16 protein-coding genes and 1 pseudogene are annotated in these 19453 nt (G+C 44.1%); 15 read left to right on the top strand and 2 right to left on the bottom strand.

All coding sequences use genetic code 11. The features are described 5' to 3' along the window. Positions 1-181 precede the first annotated feature (181 nt). From licT to tkt, 9 genes are all read left to right on the top strand, one after another. Positions 182-1039, top strand: coding sequence for a BglG family transcription antiterminator LicT (gene licT / locus ACQ4MX_RS05165; RefSeq protein ID WP_431089638.1), 858 nt, complete (start codon positions 182-184; stop codon positions 1037-1039). A gap of 185 nt (positions 1040-1224) precedes the next feature. Beyond that, complete coding sequence (locus ACQ4MX_RS05160; protein ID WP_431089637.1) at positions 1225-3084, top strand: beta-glucoside-specific PTS transporter subunit IIABC; 1860 nt, start codon at positions 1225-1227, stop codon at positions 3082-3084. Between the two features lie 76 nt (positions 3085-3160). Continuing rightward, the gene (locus ACQ4MX_RS05155; RefSeq protein ID WP_431089636.1) at positions 3161-4570 is read left to right on the top strand and encodes a glycoside hydrolase family 1 protein; all 1410 of its coding nucleotides are present in this window, start codon (positions 3161-3163) and stop codon (positions 4568-4570) included. A 145-nt stretch (positions 4571-4715) separates the two neighbouring features. After that, positions 4716-5618: a LysR family transcriptional regulator gene (locus tag ACQ4MX_RS05150; protein ID WP_431089635.1), complete on the top strand. Its 903-nt coding sequence runs from the start codon at positions 4716-4718 to the stop codon at positions 5616-5618. A 123-nt stretch (positions 5619-5741) separates the two neighbouring features. Then, the gene (locus ACQ4MX_RS05145; RefSeq protein ID WP_431089634.1) at positions 5742-6881 is read left to right on the top strand and encodes a 5-methyltetrahydropteroyltriglutamate--homocysteine S-methyltransferase; all 1140 of its coding nucleotides are present in this window, start codon (positions 5742-5744) and stop codon (positions 6879-6881) included. Between the two features lie 416 nt (positions 6882-7297). Next, on the top strand, positions 7298-9343 hold the full coding sequence (locus ACQ4MX_RS05140) for a BglG family transcription antiterminator (protein WP_431089633.1): 2046 nt from the start codon (positions 7298-7300) through the stop codon (positions 9341-9343). Beyond that, positions 9340-9621: a PTS sugar transporter subunit IIB gene (locus tag ACQ4MX_RS05135; RefSeq protein WP_010349015.1), complete on the top strand. Its 282-nt coding sequence runs from the start codon at positions 9340-9342 to the stop codon at positions 9619-9621. Before ACQ4MX_RS05140 ends, ACQ4MX_RS05135 begins: the two co-directional genes overlap by 4 nt. Positions 9622-9636: 15 nt before the next feature. Next, entirely contained in the window at positions 9637-10995 is a 1359-nt protein-coding gene (locus tag ACQ4MX_RS05130) for a PTS ascorbate transporter subunit IIC (protein WP_044647108.1), read from the top strand. Between the two features lie 54 nt (positions 10996-11049). Next, on the top strand, positions 11050-13062 hold the full coding sequence (tkt, locus tag ACQ4MX_RS05125) for a transketolase (protein ID WP_431089632.1): 2013 nt from the start codon (positions 11050-11052) through the stop codon (positions 13060-13062). A gap of 142 nt (positions 13063-13204) precedes the next feature. On the opposite strand, the gene ACQ4MX_RS05120 is transcribed toward tkt, so the two are convergent. After that, on the bottom strand, positions 13205-13549 hold the full coding sequence (locus tag ACQ4MX_RS05120) for a helix-turn-helix domain-containing protein (RefSeq protein ID WP_044647110.1): 345 nt from the start codon (positions 13547-13549) through the stop codon (positions 13205-13207). Between the two features lie 145 nt (positions 13550-13694). On the opposite strand from ACQ4MX_RS05120, the gene ACQ4MX_RS05115 reads away from it, so the two are divergent. The 3 genes from ACQ4MX_RS05115 to ACQ4MX_RS05105 all read left to right on the top strand — a co-directional run bounded on the left by ACQ4MX_RS05115 (position 13695) and on the right by ACQ4MX_RS05105 (position 14828). After that, entirely contained in the window at positions 13695-14168 is a 474-nt protein-coding gene (locus ACQ4MX_RS05115; protein WP_431089631.1) for a hypothetical protein, read from the top strand. Between the two features lie 119 nt (positions 14169-14287). Next, positions 14288-14392, top strand: coding sequence for a YjcZ family sporulation protein (locus ACQ4MX_RS05110; RefSeq protein ID WP_222934649.1), 105 nt, complete (start codon positions 14288-14290; stop codon positions 14390-14392). A gap of 229 nt (positions 14393-14621) precedes the next feature. Next, the gene (locus tag ACQ4MX_RS05105; RefSeq protein WP_431089630.1) at positions 14622-14828 is read left to right on the top strand and encodes a DUF6386 family protein; all 207 of its coding nucleotides are present in this window, start codon (positions 14622-14624) and stop codon (positions 14826-14828) included. A 165-nt stretch (positions 14829-14993) separates the two neighbouring features. Here ACQ4MX_RS05105 and ACQ4MX_RS05100 read toward each other — a convergent pair whose 3' ends face one another. After that, positions 14994-16124: a phosphodiester glycosidase family protein gene (locus ACQ4MX_RS05100; protein WP_431089629.1), complete on the bottom strand. Its 1131-nt coding sequence runs from the start codon at positions 16122-16124 to the stop codon at positions 14994-14996. An 88-nt stretch (positions 16125-16212) separates the two neighbouring features. Between ACQ4MX_RS05100 and ACQ4MX_RS05095 the strand changes: the two are divergent. From ACQ4MX_RS05095 to htpG, 3 genes and pseudogenes are all read left to right on the top strand, one after another. Further along, a pseudogene (locus ACQ4MX_RS05095) lies at positions 16213-16425 on the top strand (PQQ-binding-like beta-propeller repeat protein); the annotation flags it as partial. 111 nt (positions 16426-16536) lie between these two features. Then, entirely contained in the window at positions 16537-17160 is a 624-nt protein-coding gene (locus ACQ4MX_RS05090; protein WP_134910368.1) for an SMI1/KNR4 family protein, read from the top strand. Between the two features lie 181 nt (positions 17161-17341). Next, the gene (htpG, locus tag ACQ4MX_RS05085) at positions 17342-19222 is read left to right on the top strand and encodes a molecular chaperone HtpG (RefSeq protein WP_431089628.1); all 1881 of its coding nucleotides are present in this window, start codon (positions 17342-17344) and stop codon (positions 19220-19222) included. The last annotated feature ends 231 nt before the right edge of the window (positions 19223-19453 follow it).

Here is a 19453-nt window from a genome sequence, read left to right as displayed (position 1 = left end):
ATTGTATTGTTATTCTGGTTTGAAAGCGTTATAGTAAAAGTAATTGAATGAAGGGGTAAGTAACCCTCGGGATTGTTACTGGTTAGCAGGCGATACCCAAATAATGACTAATTATTTAGTCGTTATTTGGTTTTTTTGTTATTACAAACTTTGTCATTACATCAATGAGGTGAGCAGATATATGATCATCCGGCAAATATTTAACAACAATGTTATTCGGGCCGAAAATCAGGTGGGTCATGAATTTGTTGTCATAGGGAATGGTCTGGGCTTTAAAAAGAAAAATGGTCAGAGGGTCGATGAGGAAAAAATAGAAAAAACTTTTGTATTAAAGTCCGATAAAATTCCGCAAAAATTAATTGATCTCATTGGAGAAACATCTGTAGAATATTTAAAGGTGGCGGATGAAATTGTAGGCAGCGCAAAAAAGGAAATGGGAGATATTTTTAGTGACAATATCTATATTTCTCTGATTGACCATATTCAATTTGCCATCTCTAGATACAGAAAATCCGTGGGACTTAAAAATTCACTGTTATGGCAAATTAAAAAATTTTACAAAAAAGAATTTATGATCGGAATGAATGCATTGGACATCATCCATGCTCAATTTGGCATCCAAATGGATGAGCATGAAGCAAGCTTTATTGCTATGCATTTTGTAAATGCAAGACAAGACGGTCAAGGAATGAAACAAACGGTTGAGATTACCGAGGTCATTGATGACATTTTCAACATTGTAACCGATTACTATCAGATTACACTGGATGAAACTTCGTTCAATTATTCCCGGTTTATTACTCATTTGCAGTACTTTGCCCAACGATTGCTGAGCAATGAACAAGAACAACTAGCTTCAGGCGACAACTTCTTGTATGAGCAGGTCAAAGATAAATACACGAAGGCTTTTCAATGTACCCATTTGATTAATCAATACCTGGAAAGCAAGCATGAAAGCGCTATGTCGATTGATGAAAAGGTGTACTTGACGATTCATATACAGCGTGTGACTTCCAGAAACGATATGGCTGGTTCCTAGAAAAAAAAGCTTGCAAACGATTTCTGAGTGATTTATAGTAGGCTCACAACTTAAATATAAGGATTGTTACTGGTTAAGCAGGCGATACCTAAATGAATGGCAGTGATCATTTTCTTTGATTACACAGGCCTTTCGTTTAGGTATTTTTTTGTTTTCAGAACAATCTGCCCAGAAGGAGAATGAACATGGACCATAAGAAAATGGGCGATGACATCGTACGCCTCGTTGGAGGAGAAGAAAATATTAACGGGCTTGTGCATTGTGCGACACGGCTCCGATTTGACCTGAAAGATTCAAGAAAAGCCGAAAGAGAAACGCTAGAGAAGCATGAGGGCATCATCACTGTTGTCGAAAGCGGAGGGCAGTTTCAAGTGGTTATCGGGAGCCACGTTGCCTATGTATATACGGAGATCATGAAAAACAGGGATTTTGGATCGAACTCCCCTGCAGCCAGTGAATCCAGTGGAAAAAAAACATCGGTCATATCTACAATCTTTGAAGTCATTTCCGGCAGTTTCTCCCCATTGATTCCAGCGATGGCGGGCTCGGGGATGATAAAAGCACTCCTGACGGTTTTGACCTTGCTGGGATGGATGTCTGCAACAAGTGATACTTATATGATCCTGTCTGCTGCAGGGAATGCTGTGTTTTACTTTTTGCCGATTTTGCTTGGGATTACGCTTGGTATAAAGCTGAAGGCGAATCCTTATGTAGCTGGTGTAATCGGTGCGGCTCTCATGGAACCCAACTTTACGGGGCTGATGGACAAAGGCTCTGATGTATCATTTTTAGGAATACCGGTGGTCATGATGAACTACTCCGCCAGTGTTTTCCCGATTTTCATATCCATTAGCATATATGCGTTGGTGGATATGTTTTTGAAGAAGATCATTCTTAAGGATTTACAGCTTTTTTTAGTTCCGATGCTGGCTTTAATGATTATGGTTCCGCTATCTGCGATGGCTTTCGGACCTTTCGGTACAGGGGTAGGAGATTGGATTTCTTCAGGTGTGACATGGTTAATCGGTATAAGTGGCATTTTGTCAGGGATTGTTCTTGGTGGTTTTATGACCTTTATGGTCGTCTTCGGACTTCACTGGGGTTTTACACCCATCACGATTCAAAATATCAGTGTTGGAGGTGATCCGATTGAGGCGATGGCTGCAGCAGCAGTATTTGCTCAAATTGGTGTCGCATTTGGTATTTTCCTGAAGGCGAAAAAAGATAAAACACTTAGAACTCTTGCCGGTTCCACGAGTATTACAGGATTGCTGGCTGGTGTGACAGAGCCGATTGTGTATGGTCTGGTGCTTCGTTATAAACGTGTCATTCCGATTGTCATTATTGCAGGCGCTCTAGGCGGAGCTATCAATGGACATTTTGGAGTGAAAATGACGGCATATGTTTTTCACAACATTTTTGCAATTCCAGTATATACGCCAACCTTAATTTACGTTATCGCCATTGCATGTTCATTTATAGCTGCAACGCTAATGGTTCTTATTTTTGGGTATGAAAGCAAGGTTAAGGGGGAGGCCCCGGAAATGGATGAATCCGTGAAAACAGAAGAACCCGTGGCCGTCGACATCAAGAAAGAAACGATATACAGCCCGATCACAGGCACGACCACACCATTGAGTCAAGTGAATGATTCTGCATTTTCTACAGGAGCCATGGGAAAAGGGTTAGCCATTGAACCGTCTGTCGGTGAGGTTGTAGCGCCAATAGATGGAGTTGTAACCTCGCTGTTCCCCACAGGACATGCCATAGGATTGACTTCCAATGCGGGTACAGAGATATTAATTCATATCGGAATTAACACCGTTGCGCTAAAAGGGAAGCATTTTAATCCAGTGGTTAAAGAGGGCGACAGCGTGAAACAGGGCGATTTGCTAATCCAATTTGACAAGGAGCAGATTATTGAAGCAGGATATGAAATCGTAACGCCTGTCATCGTCACACTCACGAAACATAAAGTGGACGTATTTGAGACAAATCAGGAGCAGATTCAAAAAAATGAAGTATTGTTAACTTTGGTTGTGTGATACTGGCAAGCATCATCATCACACACATGAATTGCGAACATCAGAAGGATCTAACTATAACTGGAGGGACTATATCATGAAACATAATCAATTGAAGGCATTTCCTGAAAATTTTTTCTGGGGAGGTTCCACTTCCGCTTATCAAGTAGAGGGTGCATGGGACGAAGATGGAAAAGGACCCTCTGTCATTGACATGGCTAATCACGTCGAAGGAGTCACTGATTTTAAGGTAACCAGTGATCATTACCATATGTTCAAAGAAGACGTAGCTTTGATGGCTGAAATGGGCTTTAAAGCGTATCGTTTCTCTATTGCCTGGACACGCATTTATCCACAGGGCGCAGGTGAAGTTAATCAGAAGGGAATCGCGTTTTACAGCTCATTAATTGACGAACTCATTAAATATGGTATTGAACCGATTGTTACTATGTATCATTTTGATCTGCCTTATGCTCTTGAAAAACAAGGCGGATGGTCGAAGAGGGAGACGATTGACGCCTTCGAGCAGTATGCCAAAACATTGTATGAGAACTTTGGAGACAGGGTGAAATATTGGTTAACCATTAATGAGCAAAATATGCTGATTCTCCATCCCGGCTCCATCGGAACTTTAGATACAAGCCTGGAAAATCCGCAAAAGGTACTGTACCAACAAAATCATCATATGTTAGTAGCGCAAGCGAAAGCGATGGTGTTGTGCCATGAGATGCTGCCTGACGCGAAAATCGGACCAGCGCCGAATATTGGGGTCATTTATCCAGCGAGTTCCAAGCCGGAAGATACGCTGGCGGCTGATAACTATGCAGCCATTCGCAACTGGCTCTATCTGGATATGGCGGTATTTGGTCGATACAATCACATTGCCTGGAGCTATTTGGTCAAAAAAGGATATGAGCCTATCATTGAAGAGGGCGATATGGACATTTTAGCGAAGGGAAATCCGGACTTTATCGCCTTTAATTATTACACCTCTCAAACCGTAGGAGAAAGTTTGGATGACGGAAATGATTTTTCACATACAGGAGATCAGCATGAAATTGTGGGTGAACCCGGAGCATATCGAGGTTCCGTCAACCCCAACCTGCAAACGACGGAGTTTGGTTGGGAGATTGATCCGGTCGGTTTTAGAACCACATTACGCCAAATTTATTCTCGCTACCAATTGCCTCTCATCGTGACGGAGAATGGTTTGGGCGCTTTTGACAAGCTTGAAGAAGGCGATGTAGTGAATGATCCTTATCGGATTGACTTTTTCAAAAAACATATTGATCAGATTCAACTGGCAATCACAGATGGCGTAGAAGTATTCGGCTTCTGTCCATGGTCTGCGATTGATCTTGTTAGTACCCATCAGGGCTCCAGTAAGCGCTACGGGTTTATCTATGTGGATCGTGAAGAGTTTGATCTCAAAGATTTGCGCCGTATTCGTAAACAAAGCTTCTATTGGTACCAAAAACTGATCACCACGAATGGTGAAGTCCGTTAATTAAAGCAATAATACAAGTGCACCTCCCTGAAATGGATGTTACCATTTTGAGGAGGTGTTATTTTGGGTTTAGGGGGTTCTTGAAACAGCAGTGTTATCATGTGTTATATAATAGAAGAAACACAAACGGAAAGGACATCATGCATTGACCTTACAACAATTAAAATATGTCATCGAGGTTGCCAATCGCGGTTCCATGAATGAGGCGGCAAAGCGGTTGTTTATTTCCCAGCCCAGTCTGTCGAACGCGATTCGGGACCTGGAGGAAGAAATTCATATCACGATTTTTGACCGCACCAATAAAGGCATTTCTTTGTCCAAGGAGGGTGTGGAGTTTCTCGGTTATGCGCGTCAGGTCGTCGAACAGGCGGAGCTGCTGGAAAGTCGCTATCTGGATGCCAAGCCTTCACCGCAGCATTTTTCCGTATCCGCGCAGCATTATGCTTTTGCTGTAAATGCATTTGTGAATCTGGTGAATCAATATGGACAGGATGAGTATGAGCTGGCTTTGCGGGAGACGAAAACCCATGAAATCATACAGGATGTCAAAAGCTTGCGCAGCGAAATTGGAATTTTGTATCTCAACGAATTTAACGCCAAGGTGATTAATAAGCTGCTAAAAGATGCAAATCTGCAATTTAACAGCCTGTTTATCGCCAAGCCGCATATTTTTATCAGTGCCAAAAATCCGCTATCCCGGCAGTCCATCGTGACCATTGACCAGCTTCATCCTTATCCGTATCTGTCCTTTGAGCAAGGGGAGTACAATTCCTTTCACTTTTCTGAGGAAATTCTCAGTACGTTGTCTCATCCCAAAAGCATTCGTGTCCATGACCGGGCGACCCTTTTCAATCTGCTGATTGGTCTGAACGGGTATACCATTTCTACCGGGGTGATCAGTGCGGATCTGAACGGTAACGAGATTATTTCCGTACCTTTGGAATGTGAGGAGTCTATTAATGTGGGATGGATTTGTCATAAAAATGCTGCGCTCTCCAAGCTGGCTTCCGTCTATGTAGAAGCGCTGCATGAGGCGATAGGCGAGTAAAAAGTTTGGTATAGTTTTAGGCTATAACTAGCTATAGTTTATTGGAGTTACATTATAACTGAAAATGTATGTTATCTTTCTTACAAGAACTTCACTACAGAAGCGAAAAAGGAGATAACCCTAATGAGCAGCATCCTTGACAATGCATCCCAACGAAAAGTGACCCCTTTCAGACATGATATGGTCGGCAGCTTTCTGCGTCCGCAAGCGATCAAAAACGCTAGAATTCAATTTCAAAACAACGAAATTTCTGCGGACGAATTGAGAAAGATTGAAGACAACGAAATTATCAAGCTGGTAGAAAAGCAAAAATCCGTAGGACTTAAAGCCGTGACAGACGGTGAATTCAGACGCTCTTGGTGGCATCTTGATTTTATGTGGGGCCTGGATGGCGTGGAAAAGGTAGAGCTTTCGAACGGTTACCAATTCCAAGGCGTGGAAACAAGAGCGGAAACCGCACGCTTGACTGGTAAAATCGGTCACTCCCGTCACCCTTTCATTGAAGATTTCAAATTCCTGAAACAAGTAGCGGGTGAGGATGCGATTGCACGTCAAACCATTCCGGCACCTGCGCAATTCCTGGCCGAGCTGTTGCGTGGAGAGAACAAAGAAACAACCGATACCTATTACAGCAATCTGGATGAGCTGGTGACGGATATCGCCAAAGCTTACAAATCCGTGATTCAAGCGTTCTATAATGAGGGCTGCCGCAGCTTGCAATTGGATGATTGTACATGGGGCATGCTCTGCGATAAAAACTATTGGGAAGCCAGACAGCATGCGGGTGAGAATGTGGAAGATACCAAAAAGCTGTTCGCCCGCGTGAATCAGGAAACCGTGAATGATCTTCCAGCCGATCTGGTCGTTACAACCCACGTATGCCGTGGTAACTACCATTCCACCTGGGCATCCTCCGGCGGCTACGAGCCAGTTGCTGAAACCCTGTTCGGCATCGACAACATCGACGGCTACTACCTCGAATTCGATACCGACCGTGCAGGCGATTTCACACCGCTGAAGCATCTGAAAGGCCAGCAGCAGATCGTCCTGGGCCTCGTTTCCTCTAAAACGGGTGAGCTGGAAGACAAGCAGACGGTCATTAAACGTATTAAAGAAGCAACTCAATTCGTGGACATCAACCACATCTGCCTTAGCCCACAATGCGGCTTCGCTTCTACGGAAGAGGGCAATATCTTGACGGAAGAGCAGCAGTGGAAGAAGCTTGCCTTCATTAAAGAGATTGCGGACGAGATTTGGAAGTAAGGGTTTAGGGAAATTGATTGGGTAGGTTCTTTAAACTAAAGATTCCGTTATCATAAAAAACACGCCACATGGGGCGTGTTTTTTTATTTTGGCGTGTGACTTAGCTTCATTTCTTAATTAATATTCCCATAGTTTTATTCCGCTCAGATAGCACATGACTTGGTGTATAATCCTTATCCCCACTTATTTCTTGCGTTTGAGCGCACCCTGTAGAGGGCATACCTATTTTGTAGAATTATTACCTTCCCTCTACAAGTCACACTATTGATTTTACAGGAGCCTCTTGCCTTTCGCATGTAAGTAAAGGATGACATTTCAGTCCAATACACCTGCCAACATCACAACAAAGATTGGATTCAACAGCTATGATATGGCTCATAATTTTCATTTATAATAAGCACAAGGAGGCTCATAAGATGTTTGACCACAAGTCATTGCAATTGCTAACTCAGATGGTTAACTATCCGAAGTTGTCAATTCCGGAGTTGAGACTTCAATTGAATTTATCGCCTCGACAGTTTGAATATACGCTGAATAAATTAAATGACGGACTAATTGAGTTGGATTTACCGAAGATTGAAGTAATTGAAATGGGGTTTAAGATTGACGAAAGAGTTAAGAAATACTGGAAAAATGAGGAATTGTCACTTGGTCGCAAGCAACTGGTTTTTCAAGAGAATGAACGACTGTATTTGATTTATTTATACACGTATATCCGGCGGGAGCCGATTTCGATCGTTCATTATCAGTCTTTGCTCCAGGTAAGCAGAAATACGGCCTTGGCAGATGTCAAAAAGCTGCGTGCGCTTTGTCAGGGAGAAGGTGTCAAATTAGATTATAACCGAACGGACGGTTTTAAATTGGAGGGAGAAGAGCGTCACAAGCGTCGATTTGCATCGGTATGTATTGGGACACTATTACAGCTGCCGATGGGACGCCCGGGTATCAAGCAGGTGATGGATAGTTGGAAATATGAAGATACGAGTACAACGATCAAGCAGCAATTAACCGATATGGCTCATGAGTATCAGGTCGTCTTTGTGGGCAACAGGCTGGATCAACTTATTTATGAGCTGTTGTTTCTGCAATTCCGCTATGGGCGTAATGCACTGTTTTTGCCCGTTAAGCAAACAGAGTTAATACAACAACAACCACTCTTTCTGATGGGCAAGAAATTATCCGCTTATTTGTTTAATGAAGTGCATGAGATGGAGATCGTATATCTAACGATTCAATTATTGTCAGCTACGCAGGGCGTGCCCCATATTTATCCCAGTGAAGAGCTGAGTTATGTATCTGACGAAATTATCAGAGAAGTAGAACGCCTGACCCTAGTACCCTTTAAAGAAAAACCTGTTTTGCAATCGATCTTGTACAAGCATTTGGTACCAGCTTACTTTAGGATTATGTGTGAAGTGCCTTTATCTAATCCTTTAATTGACACTATCAAAGCAGAACATGGTGCCCTGTTCAAACTGGTCAAGCAAGCGTTGAAGCCGTTGTCTGATTTTACAGGGGAGTGGATTTCGGATGAAGAGGTTGGATACTTTACCATTTTGTTCGGGGGGCATGTCCGCAGATTAGAGCCCGAACCTAAAGTATACCGGGCTACAATTGTATGTCCAAACGGGATCAGTTCCTCCATGATGTTACGGACGCAATTGTGTCAGCTATTTCCGGGAGTGCATTTTACGGAATCACATTCAGTTGCGGAATTAAAACAGATATCTCCAGATAGCTATGACATGATTTTTTCTACTATTTATTTGGAATCATCCAAACCTGTTTACTTGACTCGCCCATTATTAACCGCATTAGAAGAAGATTATTTGCAGCAAGCTGTTGCTGCTGATTTTGAATTGCCCGTTCCCTCTGCTGTACCCATAGATGAATTAATGGCTACCATACGGAAACATGCCACGATTAAAAACGAAAAAGCACTTTATACAGATTTAACAAATCATTTACGACAGATGCGTTCAATTGAAAGGAGTCATTCCCCTATGTTGTCCGAGCTTTTAACTGTAGATAAAATTCAATTCACGGATGCTCCCCTGGATTGGAAGGAAGCGATTCAACTAGCAGCCAAACCATTGGAGGAGCAGGACTATATTACACCTGATTACACACAGGCAATGATTAACAGAGTTTTGGAAATCGGTGCTTTTATTCATGTCGGCAAAGGAATTGCTATCCCACATGCACGGCCGGAACAAGGTGTGCAGAAATTGGGGATGTCGCTGTTGCGAGTGAAAAAACCGGTGTTGCTGCTTGATCAGCCGGAGCATGCGATTGATATGTTTATTTGCCTGGCGGCGATTGACAATAAGTTGCACTTAAAGGCGCTGACGGAATTGACTTCGTTTCTGGTCAACGACGATTCGTTAAACCGTTTGAAAGAAGCTACAACAGCGGACGAAATTATAGCCATGATGCAAAAAAAAGGAGACGATAAAAAATGAAAATTTTAACAGTTTGCGGTTCTGGTCTGGGAACAAGCTTTATGGTGGAAATGAATATTAAGCAGCTATTGAATGAGATGGGCGTAGATGGTGTGGAAGTAGATCATTCCGATCTGGGTTCCGCTACGCCTGGGAGCGCAGATGTGTTTTTTCTTGCCAGAGACATTGCTGAAGGCGGGGCGAGCCTGGGTGATGTGGTCGTTCTGGAAAACATTATCGATCTCGAGGAATTACGCACAAAACTAACAGCAGTCTTACAAGATAAAAATCTATTGTAAGGAGAATTGGCCCATATGAATAAAGCTTTGAATATACTCATTAACGTTTTGAGTGAGCCGTCTGTGCTAGTTGCGTTGATTGCCTTGGTAGGGTTGCTGGCTCAGCGGAAAAATCTCTCGGATATCCTGAAGGGAACGACCAAAACGTTTGTAGGATTTCTTGTCATCAGCGCAGGCGCAGGTGTTTTGCAGCAAGCACTTGCACCTTTTGGCGATATGTTTAAAGCAGCGTTTCATGTAAGCGGTATCGTTCCAAATAATGAAGCTATTGTGGCTCTTGCCGTGAGTAAGTATGGTTCCTCCACCGCACTGATTATGTTTTTCGGTATGATTGTGAACCTGCTGATTGCTCGTTTTACACGATTTAAGTACATTTTTTTAACAGGTCATATTACGCTATATATGTCATGTATGATTGCTATCATTTTATCAGTGAGTGGTTTCACATCCGTCTCCCTTATCCTTTTTGGAGCGCTGACTGTAGGTATTTTCATGTCGCTTTCTCCAGCCGTTGTGCAGCCATTTGTCCGTAAATTAACGGGCAATGACAATGTGGCTTTGGGGCATTCTGGCGCGGTCGGCTTTGCTATTGGCGGGCTGGTAGGTATGGCAGTGAAAGGTAAGAAAGACATTGTATCCACTGAACAAATCAATTTCCCTAAAGGACTCGGCTTTCTGCGGGACAGTACGGTCAGTATTGCGTTAACGATGGCGGTCTTCTACATCATTGTAGCCCTTTTTGCAGGTCCGGCTTATGTCGAAAGTCACTTGAGTAATGGGAAAAACTATATTTTATTTGCGCTACTTCAGGCAGGGTTGTTTTCTGCAGGCGTATTTATCATCTTGTCGGGTGTACGTCTGGTCTTGGCTGAAATTGTACCGGCATTTAAAGGGATTTCCTCGAAAATTGTACCGAATTCCAAACCGGCGCTGGATGTCCCCATTGTTTATACCTATGCTCCGAACGCGGTACTGATAGGCTTTTTCTCCAGTTTTGTCGGGGGGATTGTCAGCATGCTCATTCTGGTTTTATCCGGCGGGATTGTTATTTTACCTGGGGTTGTCCCGCACTTCTTCACAGGAGCAGCAGCAGGAGTGTTTGGAAATACCATGGGCGGTGTGCGTGGCGCCATTTTAGGCGCATTTGTGAACGGAGTGCTCATCAGTTTCATGCCCATTCTATTAATACCTGTTTTAGGGGATCTCGGGTTAGCCAACGCAACCTTCTCCGATTCCGACTTTGGTGTAGTGGGGCTGTTCTTGAGCGGGCTAAACCAGATGGGTGGAAAAACGATAACGATGATCGGGATCGGTTTGGTGCTGCTCATTATGATTTTGGTAAGCCTGAAAAAGCCGAAAAGCAGTGCGCAATAAACAATATAAATGAACACTATAAAAAACGAGGATCAGGAAGAGAGGACAAACTTTATGAGATTTGACCAGCAAGACCTTCAAGCCGTTATGGCCATTCGAGCATTATCTTTAGACGCGATTGATGAAGCAAACTCCGGGCATCCCGGATTACCTTTAGGTGCAGCACCTATGGCTTATGCTCTTTGGTCACAGGCATTACTTGTAAATCCCAAAAATTCGCGATGGGAAAATCGGGATCGGTTCGTTCTGTCTGCTGGCCATGGATCCATGCTCCTTTACAGTCTGCTTCACTTATCCGGTTTTGATGTGACGATTGACGATTTGAAGAAATTCCGGCAGTTAGGTTCCCGAACGCCCGGGCATCCAGAAGTCGGACACACCGACGGTGTGGAAGCGACGACGGGACCCTTGGGACAAGGGGTGGCGATGGCTGTTGGCATGGCATTGGCAGAACGGCATTTAGCAGGTTTATATAATAAGGAGTCCTTTCCGATCGTGGATCACTACACGTATTGTTTGTGCGGAGATGGTGATTTAATGGAGGGCGTGGCTAATGAAGCGATCTCTCATGCCGGCCATGAGCAATTGGATAAATTAATCATGCTATACGATTCCAATGACATATCGCTGGATGGAGAACTGAGTCACTCTTTCTCAGAAAATATAAAACAGCGGTTTGAGTCCAGTGGGTGGCAACATATCCTGGTTACAGAGGGTAATGATCTTACCGAGATTACTGCAGCGATTGACTTGGCACGAGAAAATCATACACAACCTACAATTATTGAAGTGAAGACTGTGATCGGGTATGGCTCACCGCATGCCGGTACGCATAAAGTTCATGGTTCACCTCTGGGAGAAACAGGAACGGCTGCGGCAAAATTGAGCTATCAATGGGAACTACCGGCTTTTACCGTATCAGAGGAAGTATATACCCTTTTTCGTGAAAAAGTAGCAGCTCGTGGTGCCAAAGCCGAGGCTGAATGGCAGGCTCTAATGGTGAATTATACGGAAAGTTATCCAGAACTGGCTAAACAATTTCATGACAGCTTTACCAATACACTGCCCGTTGATTGGGAAAAACCACTGGCTGATTACGAAGCAAGCTCAAGTAAAGCAGGACGAGATACCGGCAGCGACATCTTGAACTTGATTGCACAGCAGGTCCCTTATTTCTTTGGAGGTTCAGCTGACTTAGCGAGCTCTAATAAGACATTAATTGCAGGGGATGAACGTTTTTCTAAATCAGCCCCAGCAGCACGTAACATTTGGTTTGGTGTACGTGAATTTGCGATGGCAGCTGAAATGAATGGCATAGCACTACACGGTGGGTTAAAGATTTATGGAGGAACTTTCTTTGTATTTTCCGATTATTTAAAAGCAGCTATACGCTTGGCGGCCATTCAGCAACTTCCGGTGATTTACGTACTAACCCATGACTCCATTATCGTAGGAGAAGATGGACCTACCCATGAGCCGATCGAGCAACTGGCAGGATTGCGTGCGATGCCGAATTTAAATGTAATCCGTCCCGCAGACGGCAATGAAGTGATCGCTGCCTGGCATATGGCGATCTTATCAGTTTCAACACCGACAGCACTTGTCCTTACACGTCAGGCTCTGCCGATCCTTGCAGGCAGCTCTGAAAAGGCGTTGGAAGGTGTGAAAAAAGGCGGATATGTTTTAGCGCCTGCTTCCAAAGAAGTACCAGATTTGCTGTTAATCGCAAGTGGTTCAGAGGTGAAGCTGGCTGTCGAAGCACAGAGTATCTTGGAAAACGAAGGCATTTCAGCATCTGTCGTAAGCTTGCCGAACACATCTGCTTTTGATCAGCAGGACGAGGCTTACAAAGAAAGAGTCTTGCCCAAAGCAATACGTGCCCGCGTCGGCATTGAAATGGGGGCAAGCTTTGGCTGGGAACGCTATATCGGACTGGACGGAAAGATGTTAGCCATTGATCGTTTTGGCGCATCCGGTAAAGGAACTGAAGTTGTAGAAGCCTTTGGCTTTAACGCAGCCAATATCGTTGCTTTAGCGAAAGAGGTACTCGCTGAATTAAGGGAATGATAAGAAATTAGAAACACTGAAAAGGCGCAAACACGCTACTAAGCAGTTACGCAAAAAAAGTCGTTCATTAGATCAATCTGATGAGCGGCTTTTTTGATATGTTTCTACACGATGTAACTGAACCACATATGCGTGCGTGTCATTATTCATTGTTTAAAATCTCTTTAACAATATTTTTCGCTAGCTTAATTTTTTGAGGGTTTGACTTTCTAAGCAATGTTAGTATTTCATTTAGTTCGGCTTCATGCTTTGTAACCTTAATTTCCTCATTTACATAAGCAAAAAGCTGAATCAAATTAACATCCAGTGCATTTGCAATTTTAGCTATATTTAATAAGGATACGTTCTTTTCCCCACGTTCAATCTGCCCTATGTATGAAAAATGAAATCCGCCTTTTTCTCCAAGCGATTCCTGAGACAAGCCCTTTTCTTTTCGCAAAGCACGTATTCTGGCACCCACTAATTTGAGAACTTCTTTATCTTCCATCGTCTACACCTCACTATTCTAAAAGTGTAGACAAGATATCTAAAGGAAAACATTGAATGATGAATATAATAAATATTAATGATATCTATAAGTATTATTTCGGGGTATAATAAGACTAATATTGAAATTCTCTGGAGGAATAGATATGAAAAAAGATCCTTCTACCCTTAACCGAAGTCATGCCCAGTCATCCAGACACGAACAACACTTACATCATTCAATAACCGATTTTTACACCCTAGCCCAATACCACATGAAACTAGCCAAAATCCTGCAAAAGCACAACCAGCTCCAATGCTGCATTATCCTGTGCGACTGGGCTTTGACTTCCATGCTGAAAGCCCTATATATGAAGGAAAACAATACCCTTTGCCCTCCAGATTTCCTGAGCATGAGTGACCTGCTGCACTTATTACATACCGACACCAACCCGGGATTGGATGTTGTCGTATTTATAGGCACCACTCAATTTCTGTCATCCCAGTTAGAAACCCCGCTCCTTCGAAAGATGAAGAACAAGGATGTGGGCAGACTGCTGCGCAGAACCGACGACATTCTGTGCCAGTTGTCCCCCCGTGTGATTACCGATCCATCCGAAACGTATCAGTCCATTTTCTAAGAAGTCCTATCTTGTCAAAATAAACTCGCTTGCCAAATAAACGTTGCCAATGCGCCCTGTCGTAAAGCATTTTTCTTCATACGATAAGAGTATGCTTTAAAGCAAGGAGGGATTCAGACATGGGTGAAGTTGGTTACGGTGGCGGTGGAGCATGGACATCCACAGGCGCAATTCTGGTATTGTTTATTTTGCTGGTGATTATCACTAAATCTTTTATGATCTAACAGCAGGTTAGCGCCGCTTAAATTCACAAAGCAGCCTTCTTTCACTATATAGTGAGGGAAGGCTTTTTTTGTGTAGAACGGATGCTAACCTAAGCATGTCGTCTGTCCCTGCAAGCATTGCTATACTTTATATACAGGGAAAATTTCCCTTAGCAATGTGACATACATGGATACGCAGAATACGCGAAAAAAACGGAGATTCGTTGACCAAGATCAGGAGGACTACACAATGAACGTAGCAAGCAGTCCATTTCAATTCACGACAGACACGGCGACCCTTTGCATATTTGATACGGAAGCACTTAAGCATCGCTTGGACGATGAGCCGGATTGGTGGTCCATTGAAGAGGACGAGCTGGGCGAGTTGAATCAGGGGAATGTAGCTTTTTTAATCTATTCCCCTTTCTTTAATACAGAGCAGCGAAGGCAGCAATAGCTTTACAAGTCTGATCCGGTTGTAAATACAGGATGAACCCTGTAACGACCCGGACAAGCCGCTTGAATATGCGGAAACCCTGGACAGGTGGAAACCTGAGCTTATGAAAATGGCAAAGGCCATCCCCACGGCTTTACATATCCGTGAAGACAGCCCTTAACCCGTCTATTGATATTTTATAATAATCGCATTGCTGATTTGGCGGCCGGGTGTGGTGAGATAGGAGCCGTTGTAATACAGCCCGCTGGAAGCACCGCCGTCCAAATTCATGGCCTGATAAGCGCCTGCCTGCTTCATGATTTGAGCGAGCTGTGACATGGTGGCTCCGCTTGTGGTCAGGAGGATTAGCTTATGATCCCGTGTAATCCCGAGGGCGCTTCTGGTCCCGCCGCCTGTTAATATTTTAGGGTCCTTGAAGCCTTCGGCTTTTATATTCAGGGAAACCTTTCCATTCGTCACTAAACGAGGCCCGGCTTGAAGGGCACCTTCGACGTTGCCTTGACTTAAACGCTGCTCAAAGGCAGGACCTGAAACCAGCTCGGCCAAATGGTTAGCATCGTATGTGAAGACGGTTCGTTGGTCGCCAGAGCTTTTTTTCAACAATTTCCCGTGGCTGACCAGATAGCCGTAAGGTGTTTTGTAGGAGCTTTTGGTATAGGCGTCAAAGTAGGTACCGTTGATGGCTACAACCGCTTGATTGCGTTTGGCGAGACCGCTTAGGTTCTCCACTTTGCCGATGCTATTGCCTGCCAGCGCCACGTCCAGACTCACCTTGGGATGAAGCATGGAGATGGTGACCACCTTAGCGGAGAAGGTGCGTGATCCGACTTTGAAGCTTTTATGAGCCGTCTGGATCGGTGTGGTGCTGCCAGGTAGCTTGCCCGTGAATACCGGAAGCCTGACGGACGTTGTGCCCTGCTTGATATGTACGGATGAAGTTTCCTTTTGCCATGAGACTTGCAGGTTTAGATGCTGGCTGATGAGCTGCAAAGGAACATAGGTAGAACCATTGTCGGTAAAAGGAACGCTGTGCATGCGAACCGTCTGGTCATTCACTTTAGCCGTAGACTGTCCAGCAAACAAGGTGAGCTGGGTATCGCCTTGAGAAATCTCAATCTTTTTGTCCGTAGCCGTCTTGTTGATGGTGATCCCTTCATAGCTGTTCAGGAGGCGGAGAGGGATGAACGAATGGTTACTTTGATCCACATAGACCAGCATAGGTGTTGGTGCAGCAGCGTAGATCGGGGTTACAAGTAATAGCAGGGACAGGATAACAAGTGCGGTGATTCTTTTCATGAATAGATCAATCTCCTTATGTAGTCTTGACACTTTACGGGGTGCTTGTACTTATATCGGGTTTTATAAGTTGTAAATGTATGTATGCCGCGAGCTTTGGCGCTATTTTGTCGGCAGTACGATATCCGGATTGGCGGTTACGTCAAATGAAGGCATGTTAGCGGTTGGGACCTGCGGCGGTATGCTTCATGTAATTGATTTGCAAAGCGGCACCAAGGATGAATACAGCATCGGCACCGCTCCAATTCGTGAGACAGAGCGTTGGATCATCTGGCGTAATCATGAGCCACTGCGCTGGTAATACGAATATTTTGCAAATGAGGATAAAAGCAAAATCTGTTAAGCTAACTTGGAAGAATGTGTAATGGCACATGATGCAGTTCTGATATAGAAAGGAAAGAGGTGCGGAGACATGGACAAGAAGGCGGATATTCGCACATCCATGAAGGAGTTATTTGCACATATGGATGAGGCTTTTTTTATGGATTTGGTAGAAAATGTACCCTTCGAGATGCGTGACGGCAATGCCGATGAGGAAGGCTGGATCAAGTGGAAGCCTCTTCCTTCGCAGATCACAGAGCAGGAAGTTCGGGATCTTGAGGAAACCTACCATTTCGAGCTTCCTCCCTTGCTGAGAAGTTTCATCATGTCCTATCATTATGTGTCTTTACAATTCGATAACGAATGCATTCCGGGGGTGTACTGGAGCGATTGTACCTTCGTTGAGTTTCCACGAATGCCTGTGGGCCAAGGGCTGAAGGGATTTTATGAGCTGATCGACCAGTGGTCGCCATTGCTGTCGGCAGGGTATATTCCCTTCGCAGTGGCAGAGGAGAACGAGGGTCCTGTCTGTTTGAATGCAGGGAGCAGACAGAAGGATGGTGACTATCCCGTTGTATGGTTCTATCATCAGGATTTGCAGCATCTGGACGAGGACGAGTTACGCATCAGGGATAACCTGATTCCCCATGTACAAGGGCTGTTCCCATCTTCCGTCGAGATGTTTAACGTCATGTTCAAGGAGATCAGGCACTAACAATTTCGGAATTGGGACTATATCATGCATCTATCGTATTGACATAAAAAATGAGGAATGTTATAAAAAAAGGTAGGCTGGCACTCGAATGAGGGGAGTGCTAACAGACTTTCGAGTTTGGACGGTTCCCCATGTGCAGCCTTACCTTACATAAGGTTCATATTCGAAAGGAGATATCAGAATGGAGAAAAAACAGTTTCAGGCTGAGTCCAAGCGTCTGCTCGAAATGATGATTAACTCGATTTACACGCAAAAGGAAATTTTTCTAAGAGAGCTGATCTCCAACGCAAGTGATGCAATTGATAAAATTTATTACAAAGCGTTGACGGATGATCAACTGGTCTTTGACAAAGAAAATTACTATATCAAAGTAACGGCCGACAAGGAGAACAGAACGCTCACTCTTCGCGATACCGGGATTGGTATGACCAAGGAAGAACTGGAAAACAATCTGGGTGTCATTGCTAAAAGCGGCTCGCTGGCGTTCAAAAATGAGAATGAATCCAAGGATGGACATGACATCATTGGGCAGTTCGGGGTCGGCTTCTATTCGGCATTTATGGTGGCGGATGTTGTTACAGTGACTACAAAGGCACTGGGCAGCGATACCGCTTATAAGTGGGAATCCACAGGTGCAGATGGATATACCGTTGAACCGGCTGAAAAAGACGAGGTCGGCTCTGTGATTGTTTTGAAAATCAAAGAAAACACCGAGGATGAGTCCTACGACGAATATTTGGACGAGTATCGTTTAAAAGCACTGATCAAGAAATACTCCGACTTTATCCGTTATCCGATCAAGATGGATGTTACAGGCAAACGTCTGAAAGAGGGCAGTGACAACGAGTTCGAGGATTACGAGGAAGAACAGCGTATTAACAGCATGGTTCCAATCTGGAGAAAGAACAAAAGCGAGCTGACCGACGAGGATTATCAAAATTTCTATGCGGAAAAACGCTATGGCTACGACAAGCCACTCCAGCATATCCACGTCAGCGCGGACGGCGCGGTGGTGTACCAGGCTATTTTGTTCATTCCAGAAAATATCCCGTTTGATTTCTATTCCAAGGAGTATGAAAAAGGACTGGAGCTGTACGCCAACGGCGTACTGATTATGGAAAAATCGCCTGACCTGCTGCCGGATTATTTCAGCTTTGTCAAAGGTATGGTGGACTCCGAAAGCTTGTCGTTGAACATTTCCAGAGAGATGTTGCAGCATGACCGTCAACTGAAGCTGATTGCCAAAAATATCGAAAACAAAATCAAAGGCCAACTGCTAACTCTGCTCAAAAATGATCGGGAAAAGTATGATCAATTCTACAAATCATTTGGCAGACAATTGAAATTTGGCGTCTACAACGATTATGGCACTCATAAGGAGACGCTTCAGGATCTGCTCATGTTCTACTCTTCTACGGAGAAAAAGCAGGTTACACTGGACGAGTATGTATCGCGTATGCCTGAGGATCAGAAGTATATTTATTATGCTTCCGGGGAGTCCAATGAGCGTATCGAGAAGCTGCCGCAGACCGAAATGGTGGCCGACAAGGGCTACGAAATTCTGTATTTCACCGATGATATCGATGAGTTCGCTATTAAAATGCTCATGAGCTACAAGGAGAAAGAATTCAAATCCGTATCCAGTGGCGATCTGGGCATTGAGGCTGACGAGAACGAGAAGGAAACAGAAGCGGAACAAAACGACAACAAAGAGCTGTTCGAGTACATGAAGGGCTTGCTGGAAGGCAAGGTATCCAGTGTTAAAGCCTCCAAGCGCTTGAAGACACATCCGGTGTGTCTGTCCGCAGACGGCGAAGTGACGATTGAAATGGAGAAAATCTTAAATGCTATGCCGAACAACGCTGACGTCAAAGCGAATAAAGTGCTGGAAATCAACATCAACCATGCGGTGTTCAACTCTCTGAAAGAGGCTTTTGCCGAGGACAAGGAGAAGGTCAATCTCTATACGGCATTGCTGTATAATCAGGCACTGTTGATCGAAGGCTTGCCACTGCAAGACCCGGTTGAATTCACCAACGATATTTGCAAAATCATGGTTTAATAAGGTTTAGTTTTGTTTTAGTTTTATAGAGAGCCGTTCCCGCATCGGGGGCGGCTTTATTCATGATAAACAATCCTACAGTACCAGCCAATCATTTTACCACGCTCTGAATCTTCTTCATAGGAATTGGCGGGGTGGCCTTTTTATTAGATATAAGATAATATTAACTTTTTAAGGCTGTTTACCTGGAATGCAAAAAAACTTCCGGTAAACGTGTACTGACTTCCTTGG

The sequence above is a fragment of the Paenibacillus sp. 8b26 genome (assembly GCF_050626875.1).
GTDB lineage: Bacteria > Bacillota > Bacilli > Paenibacillales > Paenibacillaceae > Paenibacillus.
This window is presented reverse-complemented; position numbering and strand designations above follow the sequence as displayed.